General features: G+C 29.3%; 23 protein-coding genes and 1 other RNA gene. All 24 read right to left on the bottom strand.

What is annotated here, in order from left to right:
• Positions 1–47: 47 nt before the first annotated feature.
• Positions 48–1,049, bottom strand: coding sequence for a D-glycero-beta-D-manno-heptose-7-phosphate kinase (gene rfaE1, locus FVE75_RS02935; RefSeq protein ID WP_147005146.1), 1,002 nt, complete (start codon positions 1,047–1,049; stop codon positions 48–50).
• A 163-nt stretch (positions 1,050–1,212) separates the two neighbouring features.
• A complete protein-coding gene (locus tag FVE75_RS02930; RefSeq protein ID WP_147005145.1) occupies positions 1,213–2,397 on the bottom strand; it encodes a type II secretion system protein GspD in 1,185 nt (394 codons plus the stop codon).
• A 30-nt stretch (positions 2,398–2,427) separates the two neighbouring features.
• On the bottom strand, positions 2,428–2,994 hold the full coding sequence (locus FVE75_RS02925; protein ID WP_147005144.1) for a hypothetical protein: 567 nt from the start codon (positions 2,992–2,994) through the stop codon (positions 2,428–2,430).
• Between the two features lie 103 nt (positions 2,995–3,097).
• Complete coding sequence (locus FVE75_RS02920) at positions 3,098–4,507, bottom strand: hypothetical protein (RefSeq protein WP_172618762.1); 1,410 nt, start codon at positions 4,505–4,507, stop codon at positions 3,098–3,100.
• A 53-nt stretch (positions 4,508–4,560) separates the two neighbouring features.
• Entirely contained in the window at positions 4,561–5,160 is a 600-nt protein-coding gene (locus FVE75_RS02915) for a hypothetical protein (protein ID WP_147005143.1), read from the bottom strand.
• A 16-nt stretch (positions 5,161–5,176) separates the two neighbouring features.
• Positions 5,177–5,674, bottom strand: coding sequence for a hypothetical protein (locus FVE75_RS02910; protein WP_147005142.1), 498 nt, complete (start codon positions 5,672–5,674; stop codon positions 5,177–5,179).
• Complete coding sequence (locus tag FVE75_RS11200) at positions 5,661–5,843, bottom strand: hypothetical protein (protein WP_232052601.1); 183 nt, start codon at positions 5,841–5,843, stop codon at positions 5,661–5,663. Before FVE75_RS11200 ends, FVE75_RS02910 begins: the two co-directional genes overlap by 14 nt.
• Positions 5,815–5,961, bottom strand: coding sequence for a hypothetical protein (locus tag FVE75_RS11195; protein WP_232052600.1), 147 nt, complete (start codon positions 5,959–5,961; stop codon positions 5,815–5,817). Before FVE75_RS11195 ends, FVE75_RS11200 begins: the two co-directional genes overlap by 29 nt.
• An 11-nt stretch (positions 5,962–5,972) precedes the next feature.
• Entirely contained in the window at positions 5,973–6,116 is a 144-nt protein-coding gene (locus FVE75_RS11190) for a type IV pilus modification PilV family protein (RefSeq protein WP_232052599.1), read from the bottom strand.
• A gap of 7 nt (positions 6,117–6,123) precedes the next feature.
• Positions 6,124–6,576, bottom strand: a complete 453-nt coding sequence (locus FVE75_RS02900) for a prepilin peptidase (RefSeq protein WP_147005141.1) — start codon at positions 6,574–6,576, stop codon at positions 6,124–6,126.
• Complete coding sequence (locus FVE75_RS02895; RefSeq protein WP_147005140.1) at positions 6,576–7,025, bottom strand: prepilin-type N-terminal cleavage/methylation domain-containing protein; 450 nt, start codon at positions 7,023–7,025, stop codon at positions 6,576–6,578. The genes FVE75_RS02900 and FVE75_RS02895 overlap by 1 nt, the downstream gene beginning before the upstream one ends.
• 372 nt (positions 7,026–7,397) lie before the next feature.
• Positions 7,398–7,625, bottom strand: a complete 228-nt coding sequence (locus FVE75_RS02890; protein ID WP_147005139.1) for a hypothetical protein — start codon at positions 7,623–7,625, stop codon at positions 7,398–7,400.
• 244 nt (positions 7,626–7,869) lie between these two features.
• The gene (gene fabD / locus FVE75_RS02885) at positions 7,870–8,781 is read right to left on the bottom strand and encodes an ACP S-malonyltransferase (protein WP_147005138.1); all 912 of its coding nucleotides are present in this window, start codon (positions 8,779–8,781) and stop codon (positions 7,870–7,872) included.
• A gap of 134 nt (positions 8,782–8,915) precedes the next feature.
• The gene (locus FVE75_RS02880) at positions 8,916–9,281 is read right to left on the bottom strand and encodes a hypothetical protein (protein ID WP_147005137.1); all 366 of its coding nucleotides are present in this window, start codon (positions 9,279–9,281) and stop codon (positions 8,916–8,918) included.
• 138 nt (positions 9,282–9,419) lie between these two features.
• On the bottom strand, positions 9,420–10,397 hold the full coding sequence (locus tag FVE75_RS02875) for a beta-ketoacyl-ACP synthase III (protein ID WP_147005136.1): 978 nt from the start codon (positions 10,395–10,397) through the stop codon (positions 9,420–9,422).
• 183 nt (positions 10,398–10,580) lie between these two features.
• Positions 10,581–10,772: a 50S ribosomal protein L32 gene (gene rpmF / locus FVE75_RS02870; RefSeq protein ID WP_021745125.1), complete on the bottom strand. Its 192-nt coding sequence runs from the start codon at positions 10,770–10,772 to the stop codon at positions 10,581–10,583.
• 204 nt (positions 10,773–10,976) lie between these two features.
• A complete protein-coding gene (locus tag FVE75_RS02865; RefSeq protein ID WP_232052598.1) occupies positions 10,977–12,290 on the bottom strand; it encodes a DUF389 domain-containing protein in 1,314 nt (437 codons plus the stop codon).
• Between the two features lie 63 nt (positions 12,291–12,353).
• On the bottom strand, positions 12,354–13,601 hold the full coding sequence (locus tag FVE75_RS02860) for a GNAT family N-acetyltransferase (RefSeq protein ID WP_147005135.1): 1,248 nt from the start codon (positions 13,599–13,601) through the stop codon (positions 12,354–12,356).
• A gap of 130 nt (positions 13,602–13,731) precedes the next feature.
• Positions 13,732–13,997, bottom strand: an RNA gene (gene ffs, locus FVE75_RS02855) — signal recognition particle sRNA large type.
• A gap of 53 nt (positions 13,998–14,050) precedes the next feature.
• On the bottom strand, positions 14,051–14,572 hold the full coding sequence (locus FVE75_RS02850) for a DUF1439 domain-containing protein (protein WP_147005134.1): 522 nt from the start codon (positions 14,570–14,572) through the stop codon (positions 14,051–14,053).
• Positions 14,573–14,820: 248 nt separating this feature from the next.
• Complete coding sequence (gene uvrA, locus FVE75_RS02845) at positions 14,821–17,649, bottom strand: excinuclease ABC subunit UvrA (protein WP_147005133.1); 2,829 nt, start codon at positions 17,647–17,649, stop codon at positions 14,821–14,823.
• 18 nt (positions 17,650–17,667) lie between these two features.
• A complete protein-coding gene (locus FVE75_RS02840; RefSeq protein ID WP_147005132.1) occupies positions 17,668–18,207 on the bottom strand; it encodes a DUF2716 domain-containing protein in 540 nt (179 codons plus the stop codon).
• A 97-nt stretch (positions 18,208–18,304) separates the two neighbouring features.
• A complete protein-coding gene (locus FVE75_RS02835) occupies positions 18,305–19,060 on the bottom strand; it encodes a class I SAM-dependent methyltransferase (protein WP_147006435.1) in 756 nt (251 codons plus the stop codon).
• 27 nt (positions 19,061–19,087) lie between these two features.
• The gene (locus tag FVE75_RS02830; RefSeq protein WP_147005131.1) at positions 19,088–19,957 is read right to left on the bottom strand and encodes an ABC transporter permease; all 870 of its coding nucleotides are present in this window, start codon (positions 19,955–19,957) and stop codon (positions 19,088–19,090) included.
• Between the last annotated feature and the right edge of the window lie 35 nt (positions 19,958–19,992).

Genomic DNA, 19,992 nt, shown 5'->3' with positions numbered 1-19,992 from the left:
GTATTTTTTTATTTTAAAAAACCTTTAAAATAAAGGACATTTCATTTTTATATATTTTTTAATATACTATCATTATCCTTGTAAAATTCTATTATTTCATCTTGCGTTGCAGTAGCAGTTCCTATTTTTGCCACTACAATTCCAGATGCCATATTTGCAATTACCCCAGCCTCATACAAATCCGCTCCAGCACATATTGAAAGTAAAAATGTCGATATGAAGGTATCTCCAGCCCCTGTAACATCATAAACTTCCCTTGCCACAGTCGGTATCCTCTTATGTTTTGTTCTAAACAGCGAAACTCCCTCTTCACTTCGAGTAAGCACAACGCTGTCCAGTTTTAAATCATCCTTTAACTGAGCCATTTTTTCAGCAATTTCTTTCTCACTCGTAAATTTTTTCATTCCAAAATAATCCAAAATTTCTTTTCTGTTCGGAGTCATTGAAGTTGCTCCAACATAATTTTTAAAATTTTGCGGCTTTGGATCAACCATTACTTTTTTATTATGTTTCTTTGCTATCTCAATTACTTTTTCTGATAAATATTTTGTAAGAAGCCCTTTATTATAATCAGAAATCAGTACTGCATCAATATTTTCAATATTTTTTTCAAAGTTTTCCAAAAGTTGATTTTGAATATCTTCTGAAATATCAGTATCTTTTTCCCAATCCAATCTAAGCAGCTGTTGACCTTGTGACAAAACTCTGCTTTTAATAATTGTTGGACGGGTTTCATCCTTCACAATTCCAGCAGGATTAACGTTTTTATCTTCAAGTTCCTTTATAAATTTTTCTCCATTTGCATCATTACCAATTACTCCGTAAACAAAAACTTTTGCTTCAAGCGAAGTTAAGTTATTTGCTACATTTGAAGCTCCTCCCAATACAAATCTTTCCTCTTCAATATTCACAATCGGAACAGGTGCCTCTGGAGAAATCCTGTTAACTTTCCCAATTAGGTACTCATCCAGCATCATATCACCAATTACAGCAATCCTAACACTGTTAAATTTTTTTATTATTTCTTCAAGCCTTTGAATTGAAATCATCTTTATCCTTTCCTTAAATTCAAATTCATTAATTTACTGTTTTAAATTATAATTTTAATTTTAGTCTTTATTTAATATTATACTACATATTTTGGAAATTTTCAGTATAATTTGTAAAGTTTTTCATTTGAACTGAAAAAAGTTTAAAATGATTATTTTTTAATTAAGTTTTATCTTGAATTACTGCCTCAATTTCAATATAAATATCCCGCATTTCCCTATTAGTACGTCGATACTTAAACAATGGACCAATTATAGGAATTTTTGATAACACTGGCACTCTTCTTATTGTTTCCTTGCTCACATCCTGCTTTAATCCTCCGATGAAAGTCGAGCCACCATTATTCAACGTAATTGTTGTTTTAGTCTGATTCTTCTGTTTAGCTCCAGAAGATGCGTTATAGCTTGAAGTTAGCTTGAAGTTGCTTATTTCTGTATCAATTTTAAGCAGAATTTTTTTTATTCCGTTAATTTTTCTAATTTCAGGATTTATTCTAAAGACTATACCTGCTTCAGAAAAAATCGGCTCTACATATTCCGTATCTTTCTTTGTAGTCTTTTTTTCTCCAACAAGCACTTCCTCCGTAACCTTTAATTCTCCTTCCTCATTTTCCATAATCATAAGTGTCGGCATAGCCTCAATCCGTATATCTCCATTTTCCTTCAGCAAATTAAAATCTATTCCTAAAAATCGTCCTCCTTTTGAAAAAATTGACGCAATCGAAACTTCTCCATTTAAAAATTTTGCCACCAGATTATCTTTAGTCGCATTAGAATTATTACTATTTATGCTCCAGTCAATTCCAAGCCGCTCAAACAGATTTGAACTTGTATCAATTATAGTTCCCTTTATTATAATCTGCTCCTTTTCCTTATCCAGCGACTTTATAATCCTTTTCATCTCCTCAACTTTACTCTCATCTCCACTAAAAATTACTTTATTGTCAATTCCAATAACTTCAAATCCAAAAAATCCATTAAGTGCCTCGGTAATATCCTTTACATTTCTGTATTCCAAGTCAACTTCTCCAGTTTTCTTTTTAACTTCCTTTACAGTCTGCTGTACATTATTCTGATTCTGTCCCTGACTCTTATTTTCCTCTTTTTTAGTTACAGGATTATTATCTTTATTATCCTTTTTATTACTATTTTTCTTCTTATTATCACTATTTTCTTTTTTTTCAGCCTGTACTTTCTTCGGAACTTCATAAATAAATATTTTTTTAGCATTTTCCACATCACTCTTATTTACGTAATCAGCTGTTTTTGCTCCAAAAACATTACTCAAAGCAAGCAAAAAAGCCAAAAAGCAAACAATTAACAATCTGTAACTTCTCTTTTTTTTCAAAATTCTAATCCCCACTTTCAAATATGTGATTTATGCAATTTTTCCTTTATTTTCAACATTAATCTTCTTTTTATCCGTAACTTTCTCGATAAAGCCAAGCGAAATTTTAAATCCATCGCTCGTAAGTTCCATAAACATTTTGGAAGTATCAATATATTTTCTGCTTTTATTCACAAAATAAATAAACTTCCCAAAATCATTAAGACTTCCATACATCGTAAAATGAATATATTTGAGCCTATATCCATTGCGTTCCCACACATTTTCCGATTTTGAGATTTCCTTCATTTTAAGCCCGCTGTCATGTGAAAACACATAAATCATCTTTTTAAATTCAGATTCATTTTTTATTGACAAAAATGACAATCTTTGAGTCAATGCCAATATTTGATTGTATTCTCCCATAATTCTTTCACGTTCTGACTTTTTCTCCTCCACTACATCTACAATCTTACTTTCCAGATTCCTTTTATTCTCAATCAAAATCTTTCTATTATTCAAAACCTCTTTATATTTCCCATACTTTTTGTTAATACTTATCAGCATAAAAACAACTCCAGCCACAAGTATCAATATCTTCAAATTTAATTTTATCATCTTATTTCTTCCTATATATCTTTATTCTATTAAAAAGTTTAATTACGCACTAAAACTTAAAAATTTCTGACTATTTGGCTTAAACTATTTAATATTTATCAATTTAAAATGGTTCAAGTACATACTCAAAAACCGTTGCAGTATCATTATCCTTCAAATACCCCAATTCAGAGCTTGGATATTTTCTCAAAATATTATTCTCAAATTTTTCAAAATTACTAAAATTCTCCATCTCCCCCTGTACAGTCCACTTTGTATTCTCATAATTAATTTTCGTATAACCAATACCATTTTTACTATTTTCAACCAAAAATTTTATAACCGAATAATATTCTCTCCTTTTTATCGCTCCATCAATTTCACGAAGTGTAGCAAGCTCCTTTGAATAATCTGGAATTTCCTCAGCCTTTTTCTTCAAATAATCCTTTTCTAGCGATTTTATCTCCTTCTGAATAATCTCATTTTCAACAGTTTTTTTCTCAAGTGGAATTGAATTATAAATCCAAAAATATGCAATGATACAAATTCCACCAATAACAATATCAGAAAATTTTATATTTTTTACACTCTCTTTATCAAAAATTGCCGTTTTATTCACAAAATCAGGACTATCCGAAAGTTCAGCCCCTGTAAATATAACTTTTACATCATTTTCTCCACTTCCAACAACTATCATATCTCCAAAATCAAAGTTTTCAACATCATCCACATCCTCAGTTTTCAACTCAATTTTTTCCACTTCAACAATTTTCTCATCCACAATTAAAATTCTAAGGCTATTTTCTTCCCCAATCTGCAAAATCTCTATTCTATCACTTTTATTCCCTGACTTTACATCATTGACAAAAATTCCTCGATTATCGCTACTCTCTTCATTTATATCAATTTCCTCTATTTCACCAAAATTCCTATCGATATCTAATTTTTCAATAACTCCTGTTTCATGGACACTTTCAAAATTTCCTATTACATTATGAAAATTTTCTTCATTTCCAAAAAAATTATTTTCATTTTCAAAATTTTCATTCTGATTTATTTTAAAATTTCCGTCCCTATAGTAATTATAAACAGCCTCAAAATCTATTTTCAGCTCCGAAATCACCACAGAAGATTTTTTCAGGCAATTTTTTACTTTATTAATCTCCCTTTTATCCAAATAAATATCTAAAAATTGATTTTCAAAATGATTTATAACCAATTTTCTACTCACAAAACTAATCTTTTTCTTAAAAATTTCTGAAATATCTTCTAAATTTACAGACTTTTTCTCTAACTTTTCAACATTATTTTCTTTTTTATGAGATTTTTCCACATTTTCTCCAAAATTACTAAATAAGAAATATGAAAAATGTAAAATTACAGTCGCTTTCGTATTTTTTTCAATCTGATTTTCCTCAAAAAACGATTCTAAAGCCATTTCAAGCTCCTGATTTTCAAAAAAATATATTTCTTCGTTAAAATATATATAAATTTTATTTTTACTTCTTATATATATTTTTATTTTTTCTTCCATCATTCCCCCTTTAATATTTTATCTTATTTCTAAGTATTCCATTTTGAACAGTTCTATAAAAAACCTGATTCCAAAACCCTCATCTCCACTTCCAGCGAACTTAATCTCCTAAACTCTACTTTTTCCTGAAACAATATCTCTTCATTCAAAATTTTCCTTGCAAAAACAACTTTCAATTCACTATAAACCTTATTTTCTTCAAGTGGTAATGAATATTCATTATCATTGCTGTCCCTTATTGACTTAACCTTGTAATTCCCAACACTTTCAGTATCTTTTGCTAAAAAAATCAAATTTTTTATCTCAACAGCTTGCCCATCTTTTTTTAAAGCACTATCAAAATATCGCTCTCTCCTATCTAACAGAACTGTATTCCCATCAAATAAAATCCCTTTATTCAAAATTCGTTCTACATTCTGATTTTCCTTATGTATCAAATATTTCTTCTCGACATTATTTTCCTTTTGGCTTTTCAAAAACACCATTTCCTTTTTCTGTCGCACATAGTAAGCAAAATTAATTGAAAATGCTGAAATTATTGACAAAATTACCAAAACATAAACAAGGCTAGCCCCCTCATTTCTTTTTTTTATATTCTTATTTTTTCCCCCAAGATTTATATTTTTCAATAACCTAAAATATCTATTTCTCATTATCCAAAACCTCAATTTAAATTCTCACAGTTCTAATACTCTCATTTTTATTGCCTTTTAACTTAATAATGAGTAATTCTCCCACTTTCTCAAACTTTGCCTCACGAAATTTTCCAATTTCTGCTCTACTTCCAAACTTTTTTAAATTTTCTGCATCAGAAATATACAATTTTCCTTTATCAAATTCAATTTTGTAAAATAGCTCATTCAATTTAAAAACTATTTGATTTTCTTTGACAAAAATATTATTATTCTCTCCCTCATAAGAAAATCCCTGAATATCTCTATTCTTTATATCTAAAACAATTTTATCCATCGAAAAATACATTTTCTCATACATTTTCTGATTATCCTTCTTTGCCTTTTCTACAATAACTACACGTTTTAAGAACACAGAAATTACGAATACAAGAACAGAAAATATAAATATACTTATTAATATTTCGACTAATAAATATCCTTCTCTTTTTTCATTTATTTTCCTCCTACAAACTAATTTTTTAACTGCTTTCATCAATATTTGGAAAATAATAATCCTTTATTTTATCGATATTTATTTCAAAAATATATTCTTTCTGTCCAAACTCATTCATAAAATACCCTTCCGTCCTCTTTATTTCCACATTTATTTTATCTTCCTGAGACTTTCCTTTTTTATCTCGTTTTTGTTCCAATTTTTTCAAAAATTGATATTTTCTCAATTGCAAATCTATTATAAAAATCCTCTACTTTTGAAATCTCATATTTTCCAATAAAATTTACAATTTCATTATATTTTTTTGCCTTTAATATTTCAGCCATATTTTCAATATTTACATTTTTTCATTTAAATTATCGACTTTGATATCCGTTTTAAATGTCTGTAAAAATAAATTTGCAAATGGTACAATGATAACTGTTACAAAAAACATCGAAATTAAACTCTCAATTAACGTTTCTCCGCTATTCTTTCTCATATTTTCCCTATCTTTTATTTTCCAAAATCATAAAAATAACATAACTTATGATTATAAACGGTGCAAATGGAATATATTCATACTTTTTCCACTTTTTTAGAAATAAAAATAAAAAAGCAACTATTCCAGAAAAAATATACAAAATCATATAAAAATTTACAATCTTCTCCATTCCAAAATATCCCAAAATACCGCCAATCCCCATCATAAGTTTCACATCCCCAAAGCCTATCAGCGTTTTTCCAAAATAATCTTCTAAAATATAAAGCACTATCATCGGCATTGAATAAGCACAAATTCCCAAATAATAACCTTCTAAATTGGTATTTTGAATTGCTGATATAAATCCTAATGCAAGCAAAATAACAAAACTTTCTTCAGGAATAATCCTTTTTTTCAAATCAATCCAGATAATTCTAAAAAAAATACAATATTTCACAATTTCAAGCACAATATTCATTATTTCCTAATTTCTTCCCCCGCAAAAGCCTTACTTCCTGCAGATACTTTGGCAAAAACCTCTCCATTCTGATAAACTACATTTCCTTCAATATTACCAATCTTAAATTTTCCGTTGCTGTCCAGCCCAATTCCAAGTTTATTGAGATTTCCATGCTCTGTTAAAATATCTTGTAAGTTCTTAGGTGCATCTCCACCATGATCAATGCTCCAAGAAGTTGTTGTATTATTAAGCTCTGCAACTGCTCCAATTACCTTACTTCTATTAGCCTTATTTAAATATTTCCCAACTTGTGGCACTGCAATTGCCGATATTATCGTAATAATCGCTACTACCAGTATCACCTCTACGAGTGTAAACCCTTTTTCCCTATCCTTTAATTCTTTGATTTTCTCCCTTCTTTTCATTTTTTCAATTTTACTCTTTTCTTTTTTTAAAACCTTATCCATAATTACCCACCTCTTTTTATTAATTTTTATTTAATAATTTATACTATATTTTTAAATAAAAGTCAATATATAAATTAAATTATTTTAAAAATTAATTAATTTTTTATAAATTATAGTTTTTACAAAAAAAAGACTGTACCTAGAATTCATTTTCTAAGCCAGTCTTTTAACATTCATATATTACACTAATCTCTACCTATTATACTGATATCCTGAATATTCACAATGATTTCTTTCATCGCAAATTTTTCTATTCCCTACAGTATTTGGTAGCTCAACACATCCAACAATAAATAATACAAATATTAACGTCATAATTAAAAATTTAATAATATTTTTCATAAAAATTCTCCTTTTTTATTTATAATATAATTAATAAGGTTTTTCACTACATTCTACAATTTCTCCACTTGAATCTCTTATACAATGTGGTCTTTTATCATAGCATTTATAATTACCATATCTGTCATAATCACAAGTACGCCCTCTCAATTCTCTACCTCTATTGTATTTTGCCCATTCCTTTGGACTAAAAAGTTCACACGAAGCCACACTCAACATTAAAGAACCTAAGAACAACGCTCTGAGTACATTTTTCATACCAATTCCTCCTAAAGTTTATAAAATTTTTATATTTTTCTTTTATTATAGTGTAACTTATATTTTTGATATTCTGATTTTAATTTCCTTATTTTTTTTTTTTTTTTGATTAGAAGTTCATTATAAAAAAGACTGTACCTAGAAATTTACTTCCAAGTCAGTCTTTTTAACCCTTTTCTTATTTTTAAAATTTTAATTTTTTTATATTTACAAAACAAAGTTTTTCTAAAAGAAAAAGTATTTATTAATCTATTAAATCTGATAAATTTTCAACATTTTCAATATTAATAACTTCAATTTCTTTATTAATTTTCTTAATTAGTCCTGCCAATACCTTTCCAGGTCCAATTTCATAAATTTTTGTAACCCCATTTTCAGCGAGTTTATTTATTGTGTCTACCCATTTTACTGGTCCGAATGTTTGATTATATAGTTCATTTTGTATTTCATCAGCAGAATTTAAAATATTTGCTGTAGTATTTGCAATAATCGGAGTCGCTGGATTATTCCAAGTGTAATTTTCAAATTCTTTTTTCAAAATTTCTGCAACAGGTTTCATTAATGATGAATGGAAAGGTCCTGAAACTGCTAGTGGCAATGCTCTTCTTGCTCCTTTTTCCTTAAACAGTTCAAGATTTTTTTCAATTACTTCTTTCTCTCCAGCAATAACTGTCTGTTTTGGCTCGTTATAGTTTACTGCCTCCACAATTCCATCAATTTCACCACATATATTTTCTACATCTTCTGCACTAAGCCCCAATATTGCAGCCATTCCACCGTCAATATTGGCACCGCTCATTATTTCCCCTCTTTTTGAAATCAATTTTAATGTATCAATTTCATTTAAAACTCCAGCCGCATATAAGGAACTGTATTCTCCCAAACTATGTCCAGCCACAAAATCAGCGTTTATACCTTTTTCTTTCAATAATTTTGTTAAAACAACCGAAAATAGTGCGATTGCAGGCTGTGCATATTTTGTATTTTTTAACTCCTCATCTGTTCCCTCAAAAATAACTCTTTTTATATCTTCATTATTTTTAAAAATCTCATCAATTAATTTTTTATTATCATCATTCACTTCATCATACAACTTTTTTCCCATCCCAGCATACTGAGTCCCTTGTCCTGGGAATACAAAAGCAATTTTTGACATAAAGTTCTCCTCTTATTTTCATATTTTTTATAATAAAATTATTCATTTTAATTTTACTTAAATCTTAAAATTCACTAATTTATTATTTTAATTTTGAAAAAATTCAAGTGATTTTAAATAAATATTCATTGTATTTATTTTTTTACTTCTTCTGCATCTACTATTTCTTCATTTTTTGATTCTTTAATGTCTTTGCTGCTAAATTTAGTTAGTTTATTTTTATCAGTAATTTCTTTTATACCAAGTCCAAAGACAAGTAGCCCTAAAATTAATGGAACTATAAATAATGGCAAGTCTTCCCATACATATTGAGTAACATATAAATATATTCCTACAATCAAGAAAATCCAACCATGTTTTTTCTTCTTAATAAGAAAATAACCTCCCACAAGAATCATTACAACCTGATAGTTTACAATATATTTCATAATATCCTCAGGTATAAATTTAAATAAACTTAAAACAATTATTACCAATCCCCAAAATATTTTTGAATTCATAATTTTCCTCCTATAATTTTTTATTTTTATTCATTTCTAACAAAGTCCACAAAATCACATCAATTAATTTTTTAATTTTATCTTTCCGTATTATTCTAACTTTGGCTACAAAAAACTTAATTTCTAATTATTTTATAACTATTTTGAAATTTCTACCAAAATCGAACCATAAGTCAGTCCACCACCAAATCCAGTAGCAACAAACTTATCACCCTTCTTAAGTTTTCCTTCCTTTATTGCCTCATCAAGTGCTATCGGAATTGATCCAGCCGAGGTATTTCCATATTTGTCCAAATTTACAAAAAATTTATCAAGTGGCTGCTTAAATCTTTTTGCAATTGACTCAATAATTCTGATATTTGCCTGATGTGGAATAAATAAATCAACATCATCAGCAGTTATTCCAGCCTGATCCAATACATCTTCTACAGTTTCTGGGAAAACCCTTACTGCAAATTTAAATATTTCTCTTCCATTCATTTTCAGATAAATATCTTTATTATCAATTTTTTCTTTAGATACAGGCTCTTTAGTACCTCCTGCAGGCACTAATAATTCACATGCTCCAGAACCATCAGCTACAAGATGGCTCGCTAAATATCCTCCATTTTCCACTTCTCCAAGTACAACAGCTCCTGCACCATCTCCAAATAAAATACAAGTTCCCCTGTCAGTCCAGTCAATTACTCTTGACATTGCTTCTGCACCGATAACTAACACTTTCTTATAAATCCCAGCTTTAACAAAACTATGTCCAGCAGAGTAAGCGTAAACAAACCCAGTACAAGCTGCACTCAAGTCAAACGCTGCTGCATTTATTCCCAATTTATCCTGAACAAGTGCGGCAGTTGATGGAGTTCCATAATCAGATGTCATAGTTGCAACAATAATTAAGTCAATTTCATTTTTATCAATTCCTGCATCCTCAATTGCTTTTTGTGCAGCCCTAAACGCCAAATCTGATGTTCCTTCATTCTCATCTATAATTCTTCTTTCTTTGATACCAGTTCTAACTGTTATCCACTCATCATTTGTATCCACAATTTTTGCCAAATCATCGTTTGTCATTATCTTTTCAGGCACATAAGATCCTGTTCCTAAAATTCCAACTTTCATATCTCACCTCAGATTTTATTTTTTCTCTATCTTTTTTATTTCTTTATAATTTTATACCAATTCTCAGTTTAAAAATTATCTACTAAAGTCTATCATAATTCTATTAAAAATACAACTAAAAACATTCAAATTGAAAAATAATAAAATCAAAAAAAAGCAAGACATAAATCCTGCTTCAACAAACTATTCAGCATCAGCTGCTTCATTACCTGCTAACACTTGTCTACCTCTGTAGACTCCTGTTTCTAAGTTTAATCTGTGTGGTCTTCTTATTGATCCATCAGCTTCTACAACAATGTTTGGAGCTTTGATAGAATCATGTGATCTTCTCATATTTCTTTTTGCTTTAGAAGTTCTTTTCTTAGGTACTGCCATTATTTATCGACTCCTTTCTAATTTTTATATCATTAATATTTTAATTTAATATTGTAAAAATAATTATAAAAAATCATAATTTTTTCACATTTATACAAACTATTATAATAAATATAAAGCCATTTGTCAAGGCTTTAATCTATTTTTTCCATTTATTCACAAGATTTTTTATTTTTTTCTAACTTTTATTGAATTTCTGTTACTTTAATTTTTCAAAAATTTATTTTTGATTCTCTTCAGATAATGTATTAACTTTTTCTTGCTTATTTTTTTCAATAATAATTTGATATTTTTCTCAGTATCAAATTCAAGATTTTTTATTTTTTCAGAAATTTCATCTGTCATTGTTTCATTCCCAACAACTAAAACAACAAAGTTCTCATTATTATTTGCATCTATCAATTTTCCAATTTTAACTTCGCTAATATTATTTGAAAAATTTTTATATAAAATATTTTCAACAGTTTTTAAATCATTTTCCAAAATTTCTTGATTTTTATTTTCAATCGGTAATGAAACATCTTCAGCATTTTCTTTTATTTTTTCTTCGTTCAGATATTTTGATAAGTCCTGTGCTGTTAAATACTTTTCATTGGATAACTGCTGTATTTTTAATTTATAGTTTTTCAATTTATATTTTTCCAGTTTTTTTTCTAATTTCTCAATATCCTGTTTTTTAAAGGCATCTCCTACAATTTTTAAAGTAACAGTTTTATCTTTTTTATTAATAGAATTATCAAAAACATAATGATTTTTTAATTCCCCTGAAATAAATTTTTTTAATGAATTTTCTCTGGCTGTATCTTGAACTAAAGTTGTTGCTGTATATATACTTGGAATAATTATGATTAAACTTACTATATAAAATATTATTTGTTTTTTTATTGAAATTTTATTTCTTGCTTCAAAAATATTTCCAGAATAAACTATCAAACCAACTAATGTTGCTATCATTATAAAAAATACATTTATTATAAACAAATATCCTGCTCCAAGAAAAATTTTCGGATTCCCATGAGCAATCCCAAATCCTACTACACACAAAGGAGGCATTAATGCTGTTGCAATAGCTACTCCAGGAACTACATTTCCACCATCTTCTTCAGTTTTTGCAATTACTCCTGCAGTTCCACCAAAAATTGCGATTAAAACATCCCATAAAGTAGGATAAGTTCTTGCTAGTATCTGTGGTGTTGCATCATTTATAGGGCTTACTAAAAAATAAAAAGTGGAACTTACTACACTTATTAATATAAAAATTCCCAATCTAAAAAGTGATACATAAACTCTTTTTAAATTTCCATTTGATAATCCCAATCCTAGCGACTGAATTGGCGACATTAGTGGCGAAATCAACATTGCTCCAATAATTACTGCAACAGAATTTGTATTTAATCCTATTGAAGCTATAATCATTGCACAAATCAGAATAAACATTGTTTCCTTTGTAAAATCAGAATCTTCAATAATATTTCTTTTTAAAATCTTGTATTTCTCATGTTTTATTTTTTCTATCATTTTACTATATCTCCTTTATATTTTTATAAATTAGTAACTTATTTAATTTCTATTTCAAAAAATTTAATCATCTTCATAAACAGGCTCAATATGAATCAAAAGTCTTTTTATATTTTTATATTTGTGTTTAATTTTTTTTGAAATTTTATTTGTAATATCATGTGCTTCTTCAATCGTCTTATTTTTATCCATTCGTACATCCACAAACATATAAATGTCCTTTCCAGAAGTAGTCATGCGAAAATCGTGTGCATTTTCAATTTCTTCAAATTGTAATATTTCTGAACGAATTTTTTCAATCAGAGCATCATCTTGTGAATCCAGTAATATCAAAGAATTTTCCTTTATCAGTTCATAACCGCTCTTTATAATATAAAGTGATACAATAAATCCTACCACTGTATCAAATACAGGATGAATCTTTGATAGAGTAAGCCCAATCAAAACAGAAGTTGATATTACAATATCTGTCTTGTAATCTTCAAGAAGTGAATTTATCAAAGCATTATTATATTTTTTTGCTTTTTTTTGCATAAAAACCAATTGAAAAATTTTTATCAGTATTGCTAGAACGGTTATAATTATTGGAATAAATGTGGTATTTACATTATTTTCGCTGTTAAAGGAAATTAATTTTGAAAAATTATCTTTTATAAGCTCAAAAGCTGTTATCATTATAAATGTACCAATTATTACACTAAAAACAGACTCTATCTTTCCATGCCCAAATGGATGCTCCTTATCTTCAGGATTGCTTCCAACCTTTAATCCCACTATAACCAATACATTGGTAATCAAGTCAGAAAGTGAATTTAATCCATCAGAAAGCAACGACATACTGTAAAAAATTTTTCCAGCTATAATTTTTAATAAAGCCAAAACAATATTTATACAAATAGCAAACTTGGAAATAAATAACATATTTTTTTTCTGTCTTTTAGTTTCTGCCAGATTATTCAATATATATCCATCTTCTGTTTTTACAAATCGCTGTTTTTCAAGAAAATTGTTCATTTTTTTATGATTAGTCATGATTAGTGAGTCAAAATTTTTATTTGTAAGCCAATTAATTATATATTTTAAAAAAAATGTTCCATATCCGTTATTTCTCAATTTTGGCAAAATAAATATTTTTTTCAGTTCTGCAATATCATTCAAAGCTATAATTGCATAACCATACAATTCTTCATCGTTATATAAAAAAAATATATCCTCCTTTTCCTTGTCAAAAGAAAATTTCTGATCTATCTCTAATAAATCTATTAAAACTTTACTGATAGTCTCATTTTTATCCCATTCGACTACCTTCATTATGAAACCTCCATTCATAGCAAAAGAAACTATAACTTAAAAGAACTTTTATTAAAACACTCTCAACTTTTTAAAATTAAGCTAAATAAATCTAATTTTAAAATATTATTGTAATTATCTAAATAAAAAGTCATACATCAAATTCTCGAAAATATTTTACCGTCTGTTTCTTAAATCCAAAAGCTCAAAAACAGCTACCCTATAAACCTAGAGAAACTAACTTAGTGCTGCTTCGTTCCCGACCTGACACGTTTCGCTAACTCTCTACAATACAGGACTATTTTCTCAACACTTTTGAAATAAGGCGTTGACACTAAAACTTTCCTCAAATTTGACATCACCTCTACTAAAGCGGGTTGTAGATACAGGGCACCGCTAACTCCCCAGCTAGTATGACTAAATCAGTATATCATTTTTTTTAAATATTGTCAATGTTATAAAATTTCTTTTTAAGTTTGTACAAATAACTTCCCATTTTTTATAAACATATTTTTTACCTTAATTTTTTTCTTACCGTCTGGCTCATATTTATAAACTGGGTTTGTTTCTAAATAATTTGCTATTAATGACTTCATTGATCTTGCGACAGGCGTCGAAACCATATCTTTCCCATTTTTATCCAGTATTTTCTCCACTTGCATATCCACTAGATAAAGTTGGCTTGTTTTTTCATCAAACTTGATTTCGCTATTTATTTCAATAACTCCTTCTGACCTATCTGCCAAAAGTGAGGCATCGTAATCTGTCACAACATAAATTCTGTTATCCTTAAATGAAATCTTAGGATTTTTTACAGTAATTTTTCCTACCAGGAAATTTTTTGTAATTGGAAATTTTTCCTTAGCCTTTGACTCAATTATTGAATTTGGCACACGAAGCGTCTTATTTTCCAAAAAATCGCAGGAAATTACTCCAAACATCATTATCAACATTAATAATGCCGTTTTTAAAAATGAACTTTTACTTTTCATAACCAATCTTTTTCTCCTTTTCTTTGTTGCAATTTACTTGAACTTATAGTAAAACTAGTTTAAAACAGAACTCAAAAGTTACAACTATTTTACTCAAACCCTAAATTATATAATTTCTCGCAGTTCAATTTTAAATGGGATTGACTATATTTTAAAATAATTTTCAAGTATTTGCTTGACCTAATAATACAAAATATTATTTATTATTTCATATTTTTAAAATTAGTTTTATCTTTTATTACAAAATTTTACTTCAAATATTTTTTCAAAAATTTTGCTGTATGTGATTTTCGAGATTTTATTATTTCCTCTGGAGTCCCTTGTGCAATAATTTGTCCGCCTTTATGCCCTCCTTCAGGACCTATATCTATTATATAGTCAGCATATTTTATAACATCAAGGTTATGTTCAATTACAAGCACTGTATTCCCTTTTTCTACAAGTCGATTTAATACTTCCAGCAATTTTCTGATATCTTCAAAATGAAGTCCTGTTGTAGGCTCATCAAGTACATAAATTGTGTTACCACGTGAAATTTTAGAAAGTTCTGTGGCAAGTTTTATTCTTTGAGCTTCTCCTCCAGAAAGGGTAGTTGCAGGCTGTCCAAGTTGAATATAATTCATTCCTACATCAATTAATGTCTGCAATTTTCTCTCAAGAGTTGGAATATTCTTAAAAAATTCGTATGCTTCCTCAACCGTCATATCTAAAACATCCGAAATGCTTTTTCCTTTATAATGTACTTCCAATGTTTCTCTATTATAACGTTTTCCTTTACAAACTTCGCATTCCACATAAACATCAGGCAAGAAATTCATCTCAATTTTATTAATTCCAGCACCACCACAGGCTTCACATCGTCCACCTTTTACATTAAATGAAAATCTTCCTTTACTGTATCCTCTTACTTTCGCATCGTTTGTCTGAGCAAATAAATCTCTTATATCATCAAATATTTTCGTATAAGTTGCAGTATTTGAACGAGGAGTTCTTCCAATCGGCGATTGATTTATGTCAATTACCTTTTCTAAATGCTCAAGTCCTTCTATTCCACCATTTTCCAGCGGGTATAATTTTCCTTTATTAAGTCTATTATGAAGTTCTGGATAAAGTGTCTGATTTATCAATGTAGATTTTCCACTTCCAGAAACTCCTGTAACTACTGTAAATACTTCTAGCGGAATGTGTACTGTAACATTTTTCAGATTATTTCCCTTCGCATTTTTCAAAATAATTTCTTTAGTGGCTTTTCTTCTATTTTCAGGTACTTCTATTTTTATTTTTCCATTCAAATATTGTGCAGTCAATGATTTTTTATTTTTCATAACTTGCTTCGGAGTCCCTTCTGCAACGACTTCTCCACCATTAATTCCAGCTCCTGGTCCTATATCAATTAGATAATCAGCTTCTCTCATTGTATCCTCATCATGCTCAACGACAATCAGGCTATTTCCAATATCACGTAAATCCTTCAAAGTTGCAAGCAATTTATCATTATCTCTCTGGTGAAGTCCAATGCTTGGCTCATCCAGCACATAAATCACACCTGTAAGCCTGCTTCCAATCTGAGTTGCCAGTCTTATTCTCTGCGATTCCCCACCAGATAGAGTTTTTGTCATTCTGGAAAGACTCAAATAGTCAAGTCCTACATTTATCATAAATTTTAGCCGCTCTTTTATTTCTTTCAATATTTCAGCTGCAATTTGCATTTGCTTTTCAGTAAGTGTAATATTTTCATAAAATTTCAGTGCATCAACAACACTTACTTCTGTCAGATCAATAATGCTCTTATCATTTATAGTTATCGCTAGAACAACATCTTTCAATCTTTTCCCTTTACAAGTTTTACAAGTTTTCTCCGTCATATATTTTGCTTCCATTTCTTCCTTTGCCGATTCCGAAGCAGTTTCTCTATATCGACGTTCAATACTATTCACAATTCCTTCAAATTCTCTATTTCCATTATAACTAAAACTATCTCCGCTCCAAGAAAACTTAAACTTCTTATTACTTCCATAAAAAATTATATCTTTCTCTTTCCGAGTCAATTCAGACACCTTTTTATCCAAGTCGATTTTATGAGCTTTTGCCATTGCCGTGAATAAATCCCAGTTCCAACCCTTTTTCGTAGTTGCTCCTGGAAAAACAATTCCACCTTCATTAATTGATAAATTTTCATCTACAATTAATTTATTTTCATCCACTTCCAATCTTGAACCAAGCCCATTACAAACTTCACAAGCCCCATAAGGTGCATTAAACGAAAACAGTCTTGGCACAACATCTGGAAAAATCACATCAGGATGATTTGGACAAGAAAAATTTTCACTATATTTGTTATCTTCTCCATTCACATTTGCAATAATTTTTCCATTAGAAAGCTCACTCGCTGTTTCAATAGCTTCTGTAATTCTACTTAAAAATTCCTTGTCATCTTTTTTTACAACAAGTCTATCTACAACAACTTCAATATTATGTCTTTTATTCTTATCTAAGTCAATTATGTCATTTAAATCCAAAATATCTCCATTTACCCGAACTCTCTGAAATCCTTTTTTCTGCAAATTCAAGAACAAATTTTTATGAGTCCCTTTTTTATCAATAACAACAGGCGATAACACTATCAATTTATCCTTTTCATTCCGCCCATTCACAAGATTATCTACAATTTCCTGAATCGACTGTTTTTCCACCTTCTGATGACAAATTGGACAATGTGCCTCTCCAATATGTGCCCATAAAAGCCTCATATAATCATAAATTTCCGTAGTTGTCCCAACAGTTGAACGTGGATTCTTAGAAACACTTTTCTGCTCAATCGAAATCGCAGGCGAAAGCCCCTCAATACTATCCAGTTCAGGCTTCTGCATTTGACCAATAAACATTCTCGCATAAGCAGACAAACTCTCCACATACCTTCTTTGCCCTTCCGAATAAATCGTATCAAATGCAAGCGAAGATTTCCCACTCCCTGAAACTCCTGTAATTACCACAAGTTCATTCTTAGGAATCTCAATATCAATATTCTTCAAATTATGCTCTCTTGCTCCAATAATTTTTATCTTGTTGTCTTTCATTCTTTTTGATGTTCCTCTCTAATTTTTTTCCTCAATTAATTTAAATCCCTCTAAATCAGCTTTTTTAAATTCTTCAATCAATTTTTTTCCATATATCCAAACTTTTTGTTGCCATGGGTGTCCTAAATATCCAAAACGAAAATTAACATCAATAAAAAAATAATAATCCCCATTTGGACAATATGTTGGAAAATACGCAGTATACCCGCCACCCCAGTAACGTTCATCTTTAACTTCTATAAATTTAGGTTCATCTTTGACACGAGGATTATACCTAAAGCAAGAATGTTGCCAATCTAATGCATACAATTCCTCATTTTCCTTAGTACATTTCAAAAAGATTTCCGTTATTTTATCTCGAACTTCTTTTTTAAATCCCCAATTTACAAACCCTTTAATTTCTTCTAAATTTTCATAATGATAACTAATATCATAAACTATATACGGCTCTTTAAATTCAAACGCTATTTCTTTTTGATCAACACTAGGATTAAAATTAAATCTATCATAAACTATATCCCAAACTTTATCATATTCTTCATCATCTAATATTACCATTTTTTTATACTCCAGTCCATAAAAATTTTTTACACAAAAAAAGACTGCTTCATAAGTAAGTTATTTTTGAAAAACTTACAAAACAGCTTTTTCATTTTTATTCTTTTATTGCTCTTGTTGCCACAAAACTTGCAATATTAAGTTCATGCAGCCTTCCAAATCCATTTGTATCATCATAAATATCTGTTAGTCTAAATCCAGCTTTCAATTGTCCACCTATCTGTTCTGATATTGTGTGGGAAAATTGAATTCCACAGTCCTGTTCTTCCAACTGTTTTCTTTGCTCTTCGTTGACTAATGGATTGAATGGAAGACTATTAATGATTTTTTCTTCCTTTTCATCTACAGTATAATTTGTTCCAATATCAAGACCACACAATAAAATTCCACCTTTTTTCAGGATTCGGTAACATTCTTTAAAAACTGGTTCAACTTTTTCGATGTAGCAGTTGCTTACTGGATGAAAAATTATGTCAAAACTGTTATCTGCAAATGGCAATTTTTTTGTCATATCGGCTTTGATAACTTCTATTTCATATTTTTCACGTTCTGCAACCATTTTTTCAGCTTCCAGCTGTTTATCTGAGTAATCCAAAACAGTGCAGTTTCCTCCCAAAGCGTTAAATATAGGCATTTGCTGTCCACCACCAGAAGCCAGTCCTAATATTTTTTTATCTTTTAAGTTTCCAAACCATTCATGAGGTACAGGATTTGTTGGTGTTAAGAGGACATTCCAATTACCATTTTTAGCGTTTAAATAAGTTTCATGGCTAATTGGCTGTCCCCATTCCCAGCCTTCTTCAATCCAACGGTCAATTGTTTCTGCATTTATTTCCTGATAAGATTTTGACATTTTTATTCCTTTTTTAATTATCAAATTTTATTTTTCATACGGCAATCCTGATGCTTTCGGTGCTTTCGATTTCCCTACAAATCCAACTAATGCCAATAAAGTCAAAACGTATGGTATCATTGTCAAAAATTGCTGAGATATTGGTAACCCGATTGTTTTTGAGACATCTGCAAATGCTTGTCCAAAAGCAAATAATAAACTTGCCAAAATTGCTCCTAATGGATTCCATTTTCCAAAAATCATTGCAGCCATGGCAATATATCCACGTCCTGCTGACATATTGTTTGAAAAAGATGGAAGCAATACTGCTGTAAGATAAGCCCCTCCAAGCCCTCCTAATGCACCTGATATAAGCACAGCGATGTATCTTGTCTTATAAACACTTATTCCAACTGTATCGGCCGCTAACGGATGTTCTCCCACTGAACGAATTCTCAATCCTAAAACTGTTTTATATAAGAAAAAATACATTGCTATAGCGATTGCATAGATTATAATTATCATTAATGGACGATTTGCCAATGACTTTGCCAATGGAGTACTTCCAGCAGTTTTATAGATGGCTTTTATAGAATACGAAGTGATTGCAGCTGCAAATAAATTTATTGCAACTCCACTTATAATTTGATTTCCTTTAAGATTAATGCTTATTACTGCGTGAATTAGTGAGATTAAGACCCCCACTATCACTCCAAAAATTATTCCTAAATATGGATTTCCTGTAGCAATATTGACAACTGCTGTTGCAAATGCTGAACTTAGCATAATTCCTTCAAGTCCAATATTAACAACTCCACTTTTTTCAGAAATACACGCTCCTACAGCTGTTATTAAAATTGGAGGTGCTATTATTATTGTTTGTTGCAATAAATTAAATATTTGTTTTAATACAATCATTTTATTTTTCCTTTCTGACTCAATATTTTTTATTT

Origin of the sequence: Leptotrichia hongkongensis (assembly GCF_007990635.1) — a bacterium.
Lineage (GTDB): Bacteria > Fusobacteriota > Fusobacteriia > Fusobacteriales > Leptotrichiaceae > Leptotrichia > Leptotrichia hongkongensis.
Note: the sequence above shows the minus strand (reverse complement) of the source record. Positions and strands in the feature narration are given on the sequence as shown.